Source organism: Streptomyces sp. NPDC006296, from assembly GCF_040613235.1.
Classification (GTDB): Bacteria; Actinomycetota; Actinomycetes; order Streptomycetales; family Streptomycetaceae; genus Streptomyces.
Genome location: NZ_JBEXRT010000015.1, coordinates 5618 through 23792 on the forward strand (window position 1 = coordinate 5618; position 18175 = coordinate 23792).

Below are 18175 nucleotides of genomic sequence, written 5' to 3' on the forward strand. Positions count from 1 at the left end.
ATGAGTATCCAGGTATCGCCAGAGGTCAACGCGATGATCTTCATCCTCACCGGGGAGAAGCTCATCGATGCCGACGAGGACCTCGCCTACGAGAGCCGTACGCCGTACTCCGGCCTGGGCCGCAAGCTGGACCGGCTCTCCTCGATGATCGACAAGTCGATCCACGACATCAGCGAGTCCATGCCGGACGACCTCTCCAAGTCGTACGCGGCCGCCATGGGCACGCTCATCGACGACGGCGGGAAGAACTACCTCAAGGACTTCTCCGACCAGCTCGACAAGATCGCCCAGGGCCGGCGGAAGACCTCCATGGACATCATGGAGTCCAAGTGGCAGGTCATCGCCGAGATCATCCGGCTGCTCATCGAGATCGCCATCTACCTCGCGATGTCCTTCTTCACCGGTGGCGCCTCGGCCAGCCAGATCATGATGGCCAAGCTGCGCAGCCGGTTCTTCGTCCTGACCACGCTCAGCCACCTGCTCCAGCGACTGCACCTGGCGCCCTCCCTGACGGAGGCGTTCGCCGAGGCGTTCACCACCTTCGCGGTGCGGCTGGCGATGATGAACTTCGCCCCGGACGGCCGCCGCCCCGACGGCTTCGACTGGAACGACATCCTGAAGTCCGCCGCGTTCGGTGCCGCGGCCGGCTTCCTGACCAGCGTCTTCGACAAGTTCGCCAAGAACATCGTCAAGAGCTTCGACAACAACTTCCTGAAGAAGGGGCCCGACCTCGACTTCAAGCCGCCGCCGAAGCCGAAGAGCAACCTGGACATCGACTTCAAGGGCAACGGCCCGACCCCCAAGCCGAATCCCGGTCCGTCCCCCAAGCCGGAGCCGAGCCCCAACCCGGGCCGCCCCGACCCCACTCCGTACGGGAACGGTCCCAGCCGCTCGAACAACCCGCCGGTGACCTTCCGGAACGACCCGCTCTCCTTCCGGAACAACCTCAACCTGTGGCGCAACAACCAGACCCTGCGCAACAACTCCGACCGGCCGGGAGCGCTGGCGGGGCACTACGGGCTGAAGGGGACGGCCGACTTCCTCGCCGCCGGTTCGGGCGAGGCCCTCGCCGAGATCCTGATCAAGGGCGCCTTCGACGGCGACTGGTCCACCAGCTGGTCCACGTTCGTCGGCGCCGGCCTCAGCAGCCAGGTCGAGTCCACCCTCACCGGCACCGCCCTGAACAGCGGTGCCGAACTGCGGCACGTCATCGACAAGATGGGCAGCCGGCCGCCGACCGTGTCCGGCGGAAGCAGCCCCGGCGGCACCGACACCGACGGTTCCTCCGGCTCCGAAGACCGCTCCGACCGCTCCGGCGGGCCCACGGACAGGGACACCACGGGCGGCGACGGCCCCCGGACCACCGCACCCCCGGTCGTCCAGCAGACCACCGGTCAGGGTGACGGCACCGGCCGTCCGGCGCCCCCGCCCTACAGCCCGGAGAACTCGACCTTCCCGGAACAGTCCCCGCCGCCGTACTCCCCGGGCATCCCGCCGCCCTACACCCCGGGCACACTGCCCGTCACCGCGGCCGAGAACGAGCTGTGGCAGCAGGTCCACAACGGCTCGCCCGAGATCCGTACGCAGGCCCTGAACGACCTCGCGGCGCTGCGCGGCACCCCGCCGCCCGGCAGCACCGAGATCGGGGTCCGCGACGGTCTGCAGGGCAACCTGTCGCAGGTGCCCGAGGTGCGGGTGGTGCCGGCGGGGAACGGCCCGGCCGCTCAGATCGACAGCGACGACGTGCGCCGCGCCCTCGGCGGCTTCGGCACGCCGGTCACGGTGGACCCCCCGATCACCGTCGCCCCCGACCTCCGCGGTGACACCTCCGTCACGCCCCCGCCCGGATCCGTCGGAGACGGCCCGCTGGGCACGCTCCCCGACCCCTCGTCGGACACCGTGGTCCAGGACGCACCGGGCGACTCCACCACGACGGCCCCGCAGAACCCGGGCGTCACGGCACCGGTGAACCCGGGTGTGACAGCGCCGGTGAACCCCGGTGCCACGGCGCCGGTGAACCCGGGCAGCACCGCCCCGCAGAACCCCGGTGCCACGGCCCCGCAGAACCCGGGCAGCACCGCCCCGCAGAATCCCGGTACGACGGCCCCGCAGAACCCCGGAACCACCGCCCCGCAGAACCCGGGTGCCACCTCTCCGCAGGACACCGGGGCGACCTCGCCCGAGGACACCGGGCTCACGTCTCCGGAGGACGGCGGAGCGACCACGCCCCAGGACCCGGGGCTCACCTCGCCGGACCCGGACACCTCGTCGTCGGACATCCCGGCCGTCACGTCCCGGACGGACCTGCAGGGCGACGACGTCCTGAACCCGCCGGATCCGTCGGCCCGGCAGAACGACCCCGCGACCGGGGACGGCCGGCAGCCGGGCGCTCCCGTCGCCACGGGCGGCCCCGCCGCCTCCGGCACGGGCGGCGCAGCCCGGCCCGGGGGCACTCCCACGACCTCCGGGCCGTCCGCCGCCACCACGAACACGCCCCCGGGCACGCGTACTCCGGACAGCACGGGACCGGGGGACCGTTCGACGGCGTCGCCGGACGCGTCCGGCCAGGGCGGACCCGCCTCCGACACCACCACGACTCCGGACACGGGCCCCGCGACGGGGAACGACGGCACGCAGGACACCGGCCTTCCGACGGGGAACGACGGCGCACAGGACACCGGCCTCCCGAAGGGGAACGACGGCGCGCAGGACCCTGCGGAGAACCCCGGCACCGGCCCGTCCGCGGACCTCTCCACCTCGCCGCCGAAGATCAGCACCGTCGGCTCGTCCACCGGCACCGTCACCGGTGACACCACCTCCGACACCACCGGTACCGACGTCCCGGCCGACGTGAAGACCGCCCCCGTCCGCAACAGCGGTCCCGAGTCCACGCAGGCGCAGCCGCTGACGATCGTGGTGTCGGAGGTGCCGCCGCCGGGGGAGGGGTCGCCCGAGGCGGTCGCGCTGCTCGACGGCGCGGGGACCGACCGGGCCGTCGTGCTGGGACCTGCGGTGGCGCCGGACGGTACGGGGCGCCCGGTGCGCGCGGCGGTCGAGCTGACCCGCGAAGGGCCCGACGGGCCGGTCCGGGTCCGGCCGCTCGCCGGACCGGTACCCGGTGCGACGGCGGACGGCACCGCCGACACGGCGTTCCCCGGCGCGGACGTGCTGATGCCGCTGGCCGACGCCCTCGGCCCGGGACCGCGCCCCGCGACCCAGGGCGGGGTGCCCACCGGCAGCAATCCGGTCACCACCTCCTCCACGGACCAGGTCTCGGCGGACCCGTCCTCGACGGCGAACCCGGAGAAGCCGGCCCCGGCACGCGGCGACACCTCCCGTCCGGACCCCTCCACCACCTCGGCACCCGGCCCGTCCAAGCTCAGCACCCTGTCCCGGCCCTGGACCGAGACGGCCACGGACCTGCACCTGGAGTCCGGGCAGAACGACGGTTCCCGCGACGGGGACGGCCACAGGGACGGGGACGGCGACGGACGGGGCACGACGGGCGGACGGACTCCCGGCGTCGGGGGCGGACGAGGACCGGGCAGCGAGGGCTCCCCGCCGCCGCCCCCGTCCACCACGCCGGAGAACGGTCCCGCGCCGACGCCGGTGGCGCCCCCGCCGCCGGGCCGGATCGTGGTGCGCCCCGTCGTCGACGGCTCCACCTCCGGTGGCCGTGACGGCCGGACCCGTCCCGACGGGGAGCAGGCCGTCACCACGCTGGACGGCCACACGGTGCCCGTCGCCCAGCTGCGGCGCCTGGTTCCCGACACGGTCGCCAAGCCGCGACCCGGCGTCGCGATCCAGACGCTGACCATTTCCCAGGGCCCGGCCGAGGACGGCACGGCCCGGGCCGAGGGGCGCCGGGCGCTGCTCGGAGCGGACACCTTCCGCGGGGTGCGCACGACCTCCGAGGCCCCGGCGACCGCCGGTGACCCGCCCGTCCGGCGGACGGTGTTCACCGGACCGCCGACCGCGCTCCCCGGCTCCGGCACCGAGCGCGGCGCCGACTACTTCGCGGGGCACGGCACCTCCCGCACCGTCACGCTCGGGACCGAGGACGCGGCGCGGCCCACCGTGAAGGTCAGCGGTGTGCAGCTCGGCGAGGTGCTCAAGACCTGGTCCGACGGCGGCAGTCAGGACCGGCCGCTGGTGCTCTTCTCCTGCGAGACCGGACGGCAGCCCGAGATCGCCGGACTGCCGGTCGCCCAGCACGTCGCCAACCGCACCGGGCGCCGGGTCCACGCGCCGACCACCGAGGTCGGTACCGCCAGGGACGGCAACGGCGACGTCCGCGCGGTGCTCACCGAGAGCGCGGACGGGCCAGGACAGTGGCGCGTGTTCACCCCCGAGCCCAGCGGCACCCGGCTGGAGGACCTGGCCCGCGACATGGGCCTCCACACCGGCCCGGACCCCGCTGACGCCTTCACCCTGACCCGGGCCCTCCAGCAGGTCCGCACCCTGCGCGACGCCCTCGGCCCGGACGCCGAACAGCAGCCGGAGAACCAGGAGCTCCTCGCGGGGCTCGCGTTCGTGGACGGCCTGCGCTGGCACAGCCCGTCCACCGCGGCCCGCTACGGCGACGGCCGGATGACCCCGGACCTGCTGCGCCGGATGGTCACCGCCCACACCGGTGCCACCCCCGACACCGCGGGCGATCCGGCGGCCGGCCCGACGGCCGAGCAGTACCGCGACTTCCTGCGGGCCGCGGCCGACCTGCGCTCCCAGGCCGGCCCCGACACCACGCTCGACGCCCTGCTGCCCCCGCCGCCGCCCGCGCTCCCGCCGACCACCCTGGTCTCGCAGGAGGACGTACGCGGCCTCGCCTACGCACCCACCGCACAGGTCACCTGGTCGCTCTCCAGCAGTCCGCTGCCGCTGTCCGAGCTGGGCCTGAGCCCCGAGGACACCGCCGAACTCGCCCGGCGCAGGCCCGACCTGGCCCCCGTCCACAGCCGCCCGGTGAGCACCGCCGAGGACGTCGACCTCCTCAGCAAGACCGCTCCGGGCCCCACGGACACCGTGCACGCGGACGGATCGGCCTTCCGGCGGCTGGACACGCCCGGTGGTGGCAACTGCCTCTTCCGGTCGCTGCTCGACAGCGCGCGCAGCCACCCGATACCGCCGGCCTGGGCCGCGCAGAACGTGGCCGGCCTGCGCCGCATGCTCAGCAACCGGATCACCGGGACCGAGCTGGGCGACGCCGTGGACATGGCGATCCCGGACCCGGTGTTCGCCGTGGTGGACGACCTGCGGATGCGCGCCACCGCCGGGGTGACCGACTCCGCCCAGCTCCAACGGATCAACCAGCGCTGGAACCGGACGGCCCGGGCGGTCGTCACCCAGGGCGACGCCGCCGCCTGGCAGCAGATCCTCCGTGACAGCGACTACCCGCAGCTCGCCTCCGTGGTGCCCACCCCGGCCGACGCCCGGCGGCTCGGTGCCAGGGGGCTCGTCGCCTCGGCCGCCGAGCTGTCCGCGCTGTGGGCGTCCCCGTTCGCCGACCTGCTCCCCGAGGCGCTGGCGCACACCCTCGACCTCGACCTGCGGCTCGTCCAGCCCGACCCGCAGTCGCCGGGGAACACCTTCGTCAACACGCTCAACCCGGGCGGCCCGGGCGGCACCCTCCACCTGGCGTACAACGGCTCCGACCACTTCGACGCCCTGGTCCCGGCCTCCGCCCCGCTCACCCCCGTGCCGGACGTCGACATCACGCAGAACCCCGAGACCACCGGCGACCCGGGCGGTACGTCCACCACCCCGGACCCGAAGACCACCACGGACCCGAAGACCACCGGCGACCCGGACGGCACGACGACCACCCAGGACCCGGACACCTCGACCACCACCGAGGACCCGCCCGGCTCCGACCCCCTCGGGGAGTGGCTGCGCAGCATGGGCGGGATCACCGATCTCGACGGCGCCGGCACCGAGACCCCCGACCGGGGTGACCCCGTCCCGCTGGAGACGCAGCTCGAACGGCACCGCCCGGCACGGCTGCTGACCGGTCCGGACGCCCGGCCGCCCGGCCCGGTGCCGTCCACCGTCACCTTCGAGGACGGCAGCCGGCTGCCCACGATCCTGATCAGCCCGGACTCCGACCCGGACGACGGCACGCCCGGCGGGCGGACCGACGGCACCACGCGGAGCCACCGGACCGGCCTCTTCACCGGCGTCGGCCGGACCACCCTGCGCTCGCCCGAGCAGGTGGCGGAGGAGATCCTCGGCAAGCTGCCGGCCAAGCTGCGCAGCCAGTTCGACGAGGCCGATCTCCTGCGGCTGCTGACCCATCAGCCCGGTGCCTTCACCGCCCCGCGCGGCGCGCGCTTCGTGGGACGCGAGAAGTCCGGCATCGGCCACGAGATGACCGTCGAGGCGATCCCGTACCACCGCTGGGAACGCTTCTCCGAGGTGGGCGGCGCGACCGTGCGGCTGGACACCATGCGCCGCGGTCAGGCGGGCACGGGCGGCGGACGCAGCGTCGGCTTCGGCCGGCGGATCGCGGGCGGGATCAGCATGGGCCCGCCGCTCAACTGGCTGCTGAAGCTGGGCTTCTCGCTCGGCTGGACCCGCAGGACCGACTACACCCAGGGCACCCAGGCGTTCAACCAGACCGAGTGGCGCAACTGGGAGGGCTCGCACCTCCACCTGGACGACGTGCACTACCGCGTGCGGGTGGACCGTGTCACGGAGGCACCGGTCACCCCCCGGCCGGACACCGGGCCCGGCGCCCCCGCCGGGCGGAGCGTCGTGCCCGCCGCCAAGCCGAACTGGCAGCGCACCCAGGTGCACAGCGCGGAGTTCGCGATGCGCGACGGGCTCAGCTGGCGCCTTCCGGACGACCTCACCGTGCCCCGTACGGGCCCCCGCCAGGCACCCGCGACGCTCACCTTCCCGGACGGGACCGAACCGCGGATGACCGACACCACCGGGCTGCACCTGGTGGACCCGCCGGAGGACACGGCCCTCGCCCTGTCCGGTGCCCGGCCCGGCAGTTCGGCCCACCGGACCCTGGTCTCCTACGTCCGGCCGGGGCGCCTCCTCGCGCTGTTCGGCCGGTTCGTGGGACCGGTCACCGGCCCCGAGCTGACCCGGGGCAGCGGACAGCACCCGCTCGGCCACCTGATCGTGGAGCGGTCCGTACCGAACCGGGCCACGCTCGTCGTCGAGTCCGTCAAGTCGGAGCTGCGCGAAATCACGCAGACCACCTACCAGAACGAGCGCGGCCACGTACGGGACACCCGCCTGGGTTTCCAGGTCACCGCCGGGCCCAACTACCAGCTCGCCGGCGTGGACACCGACGTACGCATCCAGGGCGGGCCGCTGGCCCGGGTGGACCTCTCCACCGGGCGCGGCCACTACCTCGGCGCCGACGCCGCCCGCAAGACCACCGCCCGGGTCCGCAACCAGCCGGTCGCGCTCTACCGGGTGGAGCGCACGCTGATGGTGCGCAAGCCCGGCGAACCGCCGTCGGCGGCCCGTCCGGTCCGGGTGGTCAGCCTGGACTGGATCGCCACCCAGGACGCCCGCCGCCTCGCCGGCTGGGACAGCCGCACGCCCGGCCGGACCGGTCCGCACCCGGACGCCGAGCCGCCGGTGCCCTGGTACCTCACCCGCGAGGACCCGGTCCACCTGAGCGGTCAGGTGCGCGCCGAGGGCTTCCGTCCCCACCGCCCGCAGGTCCAGCCGCAGCCGCAGCCGCAGCCGCAGCCGCAGCCGCAGGACCAGACTCCTCCGCAGCCCCAGACCCAGACCCAGACCCAGGATCAGACCCAGACCCAGGATCAGAACCAGACCCAGGACCAGACCCAGAGCCAGAACCAGGACCAGAGCCAGCCGCAGCCGCAGGCCACCCCGGCCACCCCGCAGGACCCCATGCGGGCCTTCGCCGACAGCGTGCTGGACACGCTGCACCAGTCGTACCCGTCGCTGTTCGTCCCCCCGCTCATGCTGCGGCACCCGCGACTGGCCAAGTTCTGGTACGGCGACGGGCGGATGCGGACCGCGCTGCACAACGACCGCCAGGTCCGCGAGGCGCTCAACCGGCCCAGCCTGGCCCAGAGCCTGGACGACCTGACCACCACCGGGGTCCCGGTCACCCTGACCGAGGACGGCAAGGTGCGCCGCGGCCACCACACGCTCATCCTCCGGGCCCGCCTGACCGACCGGCGGTTCGAGACCACCATGAACGAACGCTCGCTGCGCAACGCGGTGGTCGGCACCGAGGTGTCCGGCCAGGGGCAGCAGGCCGCCATCACCCTCTCCGGCGGTGTGGAGCTCGGCATCTCACCGCGCGACCACGACAAGGTGTCCGACGTCGGACTGCCCCGCCAGACCGGGAGCGTCACGATCGGGGCCCGGCACGCCCGGACCGACCAGAAGGCCACCCGGAGCACGGTCGCGGTCACCCACGACCACCTGATGTTCCAGAACGGCAGCGACCTCTACAGCTACCAGGTGGAGCTCGGGGCCACCTTCGAGGGCCACCGCCGCCCGCGCGGCTGGGCGCGGCTCGCCTCGGTGGGCCTGCTGGGCGCGGGCGTCTTCGTCAGCAAGGTCGCGGAACGCCCCCTGTTCAGCCGGGGCAACGAGACGGTGGGCCGGGTCGAGCTCGCCGTCCCGGCCGCGCACGGCTCCGAGCGCCACGCCCCCGTCGACCCGCCGGCGACCGGGGCGGCCCCGGTGACCGCACCCCCGCCGCGCCAGCTCTCCTCGACCGAGGCGGACCAGCTCCTCGACGGCGTCCGTCCGCTGCCGCGGACCGGGTCAGCCGACCGCCGGCTCACCGAGAAGCTGCTGAGCTCCCCGCACGTGGTGCTCAGCACCGAGGGCGGCCCGCAGCGCCAGCAGCTCACCCAGGACACCGCCGACCGCGCCTCCGGCACCTCCTGGCACGTCAGCGCGCCCGGCGCCCCGGTGCGCACCGCGCTGCGCCGGGCGATGGCGAACCTCAGCGTGGCCGGACAACTCGGCCAGTACCTGGGCCCGTTCGGTTCGCGCATCACCGGTCTCAACGGTGCGGGGCCCTTCCGCACGCACTACCTCAAGGCGGCGATCCGCGGCGAGCTGAGCAACTTCCGGGTCAAGAGCGATCCGAAGGCGGCCAGCCTCGAAGTCACCGTCGGCAACGAGCACCGCATCAACGGCAGCGCGAGCACCGTCTCGCGCACCACCCTCGGCCTCCAGGGCGCCGACATGCCGTTGCAGCAGGCCCCCGGGAGTTCGGCGGTCGTCGGCTCCTACTCGACCGCCATGCAGTACGCCTGGGGCAAGGGCCGCAGCGTCGCGCAGACCGTCACCCGGGGACGCAACACCACCGTCAGCTTCTCCGGGCGGATGTACCTGGTGGTCGCCGACACCGCCGAGACCGTCGCGGTACGCGACCGCTGGACGGCCGCGATGGGCACGATCGGCACCCGGGCGGGCGCCCGCATCAGCTCCCTGGCCGGACGGGTCTCCGAGGGGCTCGGCAACAGCCTCGCCCCCCGCCGTGCCGCCGCCGCGCTCCAGCGCATCCGCGACGCGGTGATGTTCCACCTCCCGATGCAGGACGTCATCGAGGCGGGGCTCGCCCCGGACGGCCTGAGCACCACCACCCCGCGCAATCTCGGCGGCGGGTACCGGCTGCCCCCCTACCTCCGCAGCCGCCGGTTCCCCAGCCACCCCAGCGGCCAGCTCGACGCCGGCCAGGCGGCGCGGCAGCTGATGCGGCAGCTGGAGCGGGCCGGAGTGCCCTCCCACGACCGCGAACAGGTCCTCCAGAGGCTCTCCCCGGACTTCCTCGCCGCCCACCTGCACGAGCTGACGACCGACGGGATGACCCTCCCGGTCCGCTACCGGACCTGGACCAGCCCGTTCCACCTGCCGGTCGGCGGCAGCCCCGGGCAGATGAAGTTCACGCTCACCCCGGTCACCACCACCGTGGAGAGGCTGCGCACCGGCTACGAGCTGGAGGACTACCGCACCACCGCACGCGACGACGCCGACGGCACCTCGCAGGACCGCGGCGCCGACCTGACGCTCAGCGCCGGTGAACGCGCGGCGGACAGCGGCATCCTGGTCGCCAACCCCTCGCTCCAGGGCACCGCGGCCAAGCAGCGGTCGAGCGGCCGGACCCAGACCTCCGGCACCACCGCGATGCCGAACATCGCCACCACCCAGGCGCACGCCGAGATCGTCACCAGCTACACCCTCACCGTCACCATGACGGACGCGACCGGTGACCGGCTCACCCCCTCGGTCACCGCGGTACCCGTCGGCACCCTCCACGAGGTCCTCCCGGCGAGCCTGCTCACCCCGGACGGCCCCGGCTCCGACGGCGCGCTCACCGAGCAGGACGTCAAGGCCCCCGAGCGCGCGGTGCGGATGCTGACGGCCGAGCAGTCCCGGCCGGACGGCATCGCGGCCTGGCGCACGTCCGGCGGGAACACCACCGGCAGCCCCGATCCGGACATCCTGCCCTTCGACGACCAGATCGGTTCCGGCATCCTCGCCGTGGACATCCGCGGCGCCGCCAACGTGCAGGACGCCCTGACCCTGGCGACCGCCCGCGCCGACGGCCTCGGCGACGGCGACCTCGGATCGCGCCACACCGGCGCGGTCCTCCACGGACGGGTCCGCACCGCCCGCCTCACCCCGCTCACCGGCCTCGGCACCGCCCCCGCCCAGGCCCAGCAGGAGGCCACCACACAGGTCGGCCTGACGTCCGGCTTCCGCGAGGCGCTCGGCGCGAACGGCACCTCGCTGCCCACCCAGGCCTCCACGCACCTCTTCGGCCAGTCGCACACCGCCGACTCCCGCCTCTACGCGCGCATGCACCGCAAGGGCGCCCGGCTGCTCGCCGTGGAGAACAAGCCGCGCATGGAGGCCATGCAGCGGTCGAAGACCTCGGACGCGCTGGACGCCGGCATCACCGACAACGTCGAGGGCGCGGCGGGCACCGCGCCGCTGGCGGGCAACAGCAACGCGGGTGTCACCAACCCCGGCGCCACCGTCCCGATCGCCGGCACGAACGACGGCACCACGCTCCGGGGCACCGCGGACACCACCCTCGGCACCCACGTCAAGGTCGTCACCGACCGGAGCATGCTCTTCGCGGTCCCGGTGAGCTGGCTGTCGGTCTCCGAGGTCCACCACCGGGTCACCGACAGCCGGCCGATGTACGCGCTCGGAAAGGCCGAGCGCGGTCCCCGCGCGGCCGAGGCCGAGACCACCGCACTGGTCTGGCTCCGCGAGGACATCGCGCGTGACTACGGCCTCCTGGACGACTCCACGCTCACCGACGACGTCCTCGCGGCCTGGGACGACCAGGCCAAGGCCGCGGCCGACCTCGCCACGGCCGAGAAGGGCTACTACGACGCACGGGCGCGGTCCCGGGAGACCTGGCTCGGCCTGAGCGACGACGAGCGCACCGCCCTGGGCCCCGACGGCTCCGGCACGGCGGTGACGCCCTCCCCGGCCGTCACCGCCTGGCAGGCCGCCCGCGACGAGGTGAACCGCTGGGAGCAGCGCACCGACAGCGCCGCCACGGACCACCACCGGCTCCAGCTCGCCGCCTCCCGCCTCACCGCCCACCACCAGGGCTCGGCCGCGGTCCCGGTGAAGGACGCCCCGCAGGAGTACACCGCTCCCGACTGGCCCTCCGAGGCGCCCGCGCCGTACACCGTCACCGACGCCACCGACACCGCCCCGCGCACCCTCACCTCCCCGGACGGCGCCACGGTGCGCGAGGTGCACGCCGTGCCGCACGACGGCGCCTCGTTCTTCCACGCGCTGCTCGCCGCGGCCCAGGACCGGGGCCGGCTGCCCCACCTGCTCGGCACCGACCTGGCCGACCGGTTCGCGGCGGACCCCGGCGGCCCGGCGGTCACCGCCGAGGCGGTCGCGGCCGCCCGCGACCGCCTGGCGTGGGCGCTGGGGCAGGACGGCAACGAGGACCTCCTCGACTCCCTCGCCCTCGACATCGCCGACACCTTCACCCAGGCCGAGATCGACGGCGCCGGCATCCGCCTGACGGCGGCCCAGCAGGCCGAGTTCGACGCCTTCGGACGACTCCCGGTGACCGTCTGGCCGACCCCGGAGCAGCGGATCGCCCTGGCCGGAGCGGCACTCTCCCGCCCGTTCGCGAGCGAACCGCGCCCGGACACCGACGGCGAACCGGCCCCGCCCGAGCGCCGGGCCGGCGACCACGGCGGCGCCGACCTGCTGCCCGCCCTGGCCGCACGGGTCCTCGGCACCCCGCTCACGGTCGTCACCGGTGAGGGCCGCGACCAGCTCTTCCTCCCGCACGGCGCCGACCCGGCGGCCGTCGACCCGGCGGCCGACCCCGTCCTCTTCGCCGAGGGCGGCTTCTTCCACGCAGCCCTCCCGGCCGGCACCGCGGCACCCGTCACCGCGCCGCTGCCCGCGCCGGCGAGCGGGCCGGCCCCGGACACGGACACGTCGGGAAAGCCGTCCCCGCACCGCAACCACGAGACCGCGCCCTGGCTGCCCCCGGCGGACGCCACCGGTCCGCGCTTCCGGCTGGACCGGAACGGCGTCCTCACCGCCCCCGACGGCGCCACCTACACCCAGGGCACCCCCTCCGGACGCGGCAACGGCTTCTTCGGCGCGCTCTCCACCGCCCTGAACCAGGCGGCGGCCCTGCCCGGGACGGACCGCCACGAGGCGTCGCGGCTGCGGCGGCGCGCCGGCGCGCCGCCCGCCCAGCTGATGCGCCTGAACGGCCTGCCCGGCGACCCCGGCGCGCGCGACTCCCTCTTCTCCCCGCCGCCGATGAACACCCGTGCGGGAAGGCCGAGTCCGAGCCCCGAGGCCCGGGAGGGCCATCTGCGCCGCCATCTCACCACCGCTCCGTGGGGACCCGGCGCCGACCGTGCCGTCGCCGAGTGGGCCGCCGCGGCCACCGGCACCGCCGTCACCCTGATCGAGGAGAACGGCACCTTCCACACCTATCCGGGCCCCAGCTCCGACAGCCCCGAGCTCCGGCTGCGCCGCCGCGGCGGCGACTTCGTCGCCCTGCTTCCCCGCACCCCTGCCCCCGAGCCGAAGACCTCGCAGCCGCCGGTCAAGGCCGAGGAGGAGGCGTTCGAGCTGAGCACGCTGTCCGGCGCCGACCGGGAGGCCGAGGCGCTCGCACGGTTCCGTTTCACCGACGAGCCCGACGCCGACGCGCTGGCGCAGTTCCGGTTCACCGACGACACCACCGGTCCCGACAGCGGCGAGAGCGACGACGCCGAGGACAGCGACGACAGCGACGACGAGGACGCCGGCCCGCAGACCACCCACCAGGACTGGCTCGACGCCCTCTTCGGCCCCGCGGCCCGGGACGAGTACGCACCCGAGATGCTCGTCGGCACGGCCCTGTCCCTGCGCGAGCTCGCCCGGAACCACCTCCAGACCTCCTCCGTGGCCGGGGGCGACCCGCTCCGCGATCTGGCGGCACGGGTGCTGGGACTCCCCCCGGGCACCGCGGTGAACGAGCGGCACCTGCTGCTCCTCGGATCCGTCGCCCTCAGCGCGTCACCGGCGCAACTGCGCGACGAGGCCGCCCTCTCCGCCTACCTGACCAGCCACGACGCGGCCCTCGGCCGGGGCACCCGGTTCAGGTCCGGACCCTCCACCGGACGGAACTGGACCGGCACCGGGACCGAGGTGCCGCCCCTGGACTCGTACGCCGTGGAGAGCACGGACGGCCGGCTCAGCAGGTGGCCCGCGCCGTGGCCGGCCGCCTACACGGTCCTCGCCCAGGCGGACGCCGACTCCGTCCAGCTGAACACGCCGCGCGGCACGCTCACCCTGGACGACCCCGCGGAGCTCGCCCGGATCATCGCGCGGGACCCGGCGCGCCCCGCCGGCGCCGACGTCGTGCTGGTCGTCCCGTACGGCGACATCGCCTCCCTCGCCCAGCACGTCGCCGACCTCACCGGATCCCGGGTCTGGTACTCGGAGCACGGCCCCCGCCCGTCCACCGACTGGCGCAGCGGCACCGACAACGTCACGCTGGGGCCGCTCGGCCCGGGCGACGACATCGGCCGGGTCTGGACCTCCGCCCGGCCGGACTCCGACGACAGCGACAGCGAGAGCGAGAGCGACGGGGACGTCGCGGACATCCTCGGCATGTACGGCAGCACCCCCGGCCACCCGGAGGGCATCGAAGCGCGCCGCGCCGACCCGCTGACCACGACGGCGTACGGCGTCGTGAACGGCCGCGACACCGAGGTGGTCTTCCGCAGGCCCGGCGGGATCCGGGGCAGCTGGCAGACCCCGCGGGCCCTCACCGGCACCGAGGACGCGCCCGAACTGGCCATGTCCGTGCAGGACTACCACGAGACGCTCCTCACCGAGCGGCCCGTGCTGCGGATCTCCTCGGACCGCACGCTCGCCGTCGAGAACGGCATGTACGGGCAGCAGGTCTTCGCGACCGAGGAGGCCGTCGCCCACGCCTCGGTCAAGCTGGCGCGCGCGGGCGCCGCGGTGCGCCTGACGGTCGACCGGGACCTGAGCGTCATCCTGCCCCTCCCCGACGGCGGCAGCAGGCAGCTGTTCCTGGTGACCCCCGACTTCCTGACCGACTCCGGCCGTTCCACCGAGGAGATCTGCCGGGACTTCGCCGACATGCTCGCCCAGAACTCCCGCACCTCGCACATGGTCTTCCGCGGCCCCGGGGGCGGCCCGGCGGTCACCGCGCCGGTCAACGCCTCCGACGGGGCCGAGGTGACCGGCACCCACCACCTCGCCGACGCGCTGGGCCACCTCGCGGACGGCGACCTGCCCGCGGACTCGGCGGACCCGCAGTGGGCGGCCGGCCTGGTCCGCGGGGACGACCGCCCCACCGGCGGCGACGGCGGCCCGCTGCCCGGCCGCGCCTACGGCAGCGCGCTGAGCCTCGCCGAGGAGGACGACCCGCGGCGCGAGGCCCTCTCCTACGCGGCCGGCCGCATCGGGATCAACGAGCACGCGTGGGCCGACATCGGCGAGGGCTACGTCGTGCAGTCCGTCGCGGCCACCGGCGAGCACGGCCAGCCCAGCCTGGAGCACAACTACGCCAAACCACAGGTGGGTGCCGGCGGCGCGCACTTCGGCTACCACTTCGTGACCGTCGTCCTGGCCAGCGAGGACGGCAGCCACCAGATCTCGCTGGAGAACCACGCACGCGCCTCCCAGCGCAACCACCGGCACCGCAGGGCGGTCCAGGCGAACCTGCGCAACCACGACCTGGCGGAACTGCGGGAGACGGCCGCACGGCTGGGCCGGGAGCTGGAGGGACAGCCGCAGGACAGCACGGACAAGGCCCTCGTGGAGCTGCGCGGCTACCGCGACCTGACCCTGGCCCTGATCAGGGCCAAGCAGGCGCAGACGGAGATGCACGCGGCCCCCGCGGGCTCCCCCGAGCGCGCCGCCGCCGAGCGGACGCTGGAGGGTGCCACCCGCGCCGCCGCGGCACGCATCGGGCAGCTCGAACCGGTCATCGCGGGGAAGCACCAGTGGTACATGCGGATGTACTCGCAGCGCCCCGGCGAGTCCGCGCACGACACCAACGCGGAACTGCTGACCGAGACGCCCGCCGCCGAGGCCAACCCGCTCACCGCCGTGGTGATCCGCGGCCAGCAGGCGCAGCCGATGGCGATCACCTTCGACAAGGGCGTCCAGCAGACGCCCGACAGCGCGACGCCCTCGCTGCGCTACCTGGCCACGGTGGTGGCCAGGACGGCGCTCTGGAACCGGTCCAACGGCCTGCCGCTGCCGGACGTCCAGGTCACCGGCCGGCGCAGCGCACGCCTCGTCGGCCGGGACATCGCGAAGGTGCGGGCCGACGCCGTCGCCGCCTCGTTCCGGCAGGAACTCGACGCGGCGCTCGCACGCCTCCAGGAGGGCACACCGCAGCCTCACCTCACCGCCGACCGCCTCACCGTCGAGCCGGTCTCGGTGCGCGACCGCCGGACCTCCTCCGGCGACCCGGTCTCCTCCACCGTCACCCTCACCGTCGACGACCACCGGGGAGGGCTGCGGCACGTCTCCCTCCGCGGTCCGCAGCGGAGCTCCCAGCCGGGCGGCCTGCCCGGCGGCTCGCGCGACGACGGTCTCGACCCGGTCGTGGAGCAGTGGCCGATCGGCCGCCCGGTCACGCTCATGCGCCCGCGCTTCGGCGGTGTCGACCCGGCCTCCGCGGTGCCCGTCACCGAGGTGCCCGCTGCCACCGGCACCGCCGTGGCCGACCCGCCTCCCGGGACCGACCCCGGCAAGGGCAAGGGCAAGGACCCGGTCCGCACGGACGGCGACGACGCCCCCGCCGCCACCGGACCGCGGCCCGAACGGTGGTACCCGTACACGCGTTCCGCCGAGTCCCGCGCGGAGCCCTTCTCCTACGAGGTCGCCGACACCGGGCACATCAGGCTGCCCGACGGGCTGGAGATCCCGCCGGACGGCTGGACGCGGTTCGGCCACGACTTCGTCCACCCGGAGACCGGCGCCCTCCTGCGCGGCGACAGCGGCTGGATCGGCCGCGTCGCCAACATGGACACCCTCGCCCCCGTCCTGGACGACCTCGACCAGGACGCCGCGCCCCACCGGATCGTGGCCGACTCCACGGCCCTCTACCTGGTCCCCGAGGGCGACGGCGACACCGCCCTGCGCGTGCCGCTGCGCGAGACCGGCTCCGGTGCGCCGCGCGCCCGCCTCGACGACCGCCCGCGCACCGTCGTGCGATCCGCCTTCGACGTACGCCGGTTCACCCACGACGGCGAGACCGTCACCGACCTGACCGTGCGGCTCGCCGTCCGCGAGGGCGACACCGACACCGACGCCGTCATGGCACGGGTGCTCCAGGGCGTGGAGACGTTCTACAACGCGCCGGGGCACCGCCTGCCCAACGGCGACCGGCTGCACGTCACGGTCGAAGCGGTGCCGTCCGACGGGGACCCGCACCTCACGGTCGACCTCGTCGGCCGCGACCAGCCGATGAACCACCGGGCCTGGTGGGCCGACGCCGACCCGGTGGAGTTCGCCCACGAACTGGCGCACCAGCTCTTCCTGCGCGACGAGGCACGCGACGCGGCCAACCCCGGCCGGCTCCACGCGCCCGGCAGCCTGCTGGGCCCGTTCCGCGAGCAGGCCCCCGACGGCCTCGCGCAGAGCGGCCTGCGCCCGCGCCACCTCCACCTGTGGGCCGCGGTCACCGGGGAGATCACCCCGCACACCCCTCCGGAGGGCACCGGCTGGGCCGACGCCAGGACGGGCGCCACGCCGGAACTGCGCGAGCCGGCGTGGGTCGACCCGGTGTCGCTCCCCGCCCCCTCCCCGCAGACCGGTCCGGACGGCTCCGTGCCGCCCGCCCTTCCCGCCGGCGAATCCCTGCCCACCCTGGAGGAGGAGTCCGACGAGTCGGACTCCGACGACGACGAACCCCGCCCCTGGGCCGACCAGGGCTGGCTGAACCTGCTGTTCGGCCCTCTGCTGAGCGTCGTTCCGCCCGAGCGGCTCCGGGAGACCTCCGAGGCGCTCCACGACCTCGTCTCGGAGGAGGCGGGCCACCACCCGACCCCGCAGCGGTTGCGCGACGGGCTGGTCCGCGTCACCCGCCAGGTCCTGCACATGGGGAACGGGGCCAGGCCGGACACCGCGGACTTCCGGCTGCTCGGGTCGCTGGCGCTCGACGCCTCCTCGGACGACCTCGCGAGCACCGAGGACCTCGCCGTGTACTTCGTCGACCGGCAGATCGAGACCGGACGCGGGGCGCTCGACGACGGCACACTGATGCGGAACGGCGAAGGGGCGCCCGTCGGACGCGACTTCACCGGATCCCGGGGGCCCGCCCCCGAGACGGAGTCGTACGCCGTGCAGGGCCGCGGCCGGGTCATCCAGCGGCACGCCCCGTGGCAGAACCCCTACCTGGTCGTCGCCGAGGAGACCGCCCGCGGCATCGAGATCGCCCTGCCGGGACGCACCTTCCTGGCGGACGGTCCGGAGGAGCTGGCCAGGCTCATCTCCTACGACTCCGGCCGCCCCCGCGGCGCGGACATCGTCCTGGCGCTCCCCCCGCAGTACGCCTCGACGGTCGCGACCCTGGTCACCGGGACGACCGGCCGCCGCGTGTGGCACCCCGAGGCGCCGGTCCGGCTGGCCACCCATCCGACCGCCGGGACCCGCCACCTCATGCTCGACCTGAACGGCGGCA

General features: G+C 74.9%; 1 protein-coding gene (only partly in view). It reads left to right on the forward strand.

What is annotated here, in order from left to right:
• Positions 1-18175 carry the 5' portion of a lonely Cys domain-containing protein gene (locus ABZ172_RS13040; RefSeq protein ID WP_356883269.1) on the forward strand. The gene runs 8849 nt beyond the window's last position, so 18175 of the gene's 27024 nt are visible here — the first part of the coding sequence; its start codon is at positions 1-3; its stop codon lies beyond the right edge, outside the window.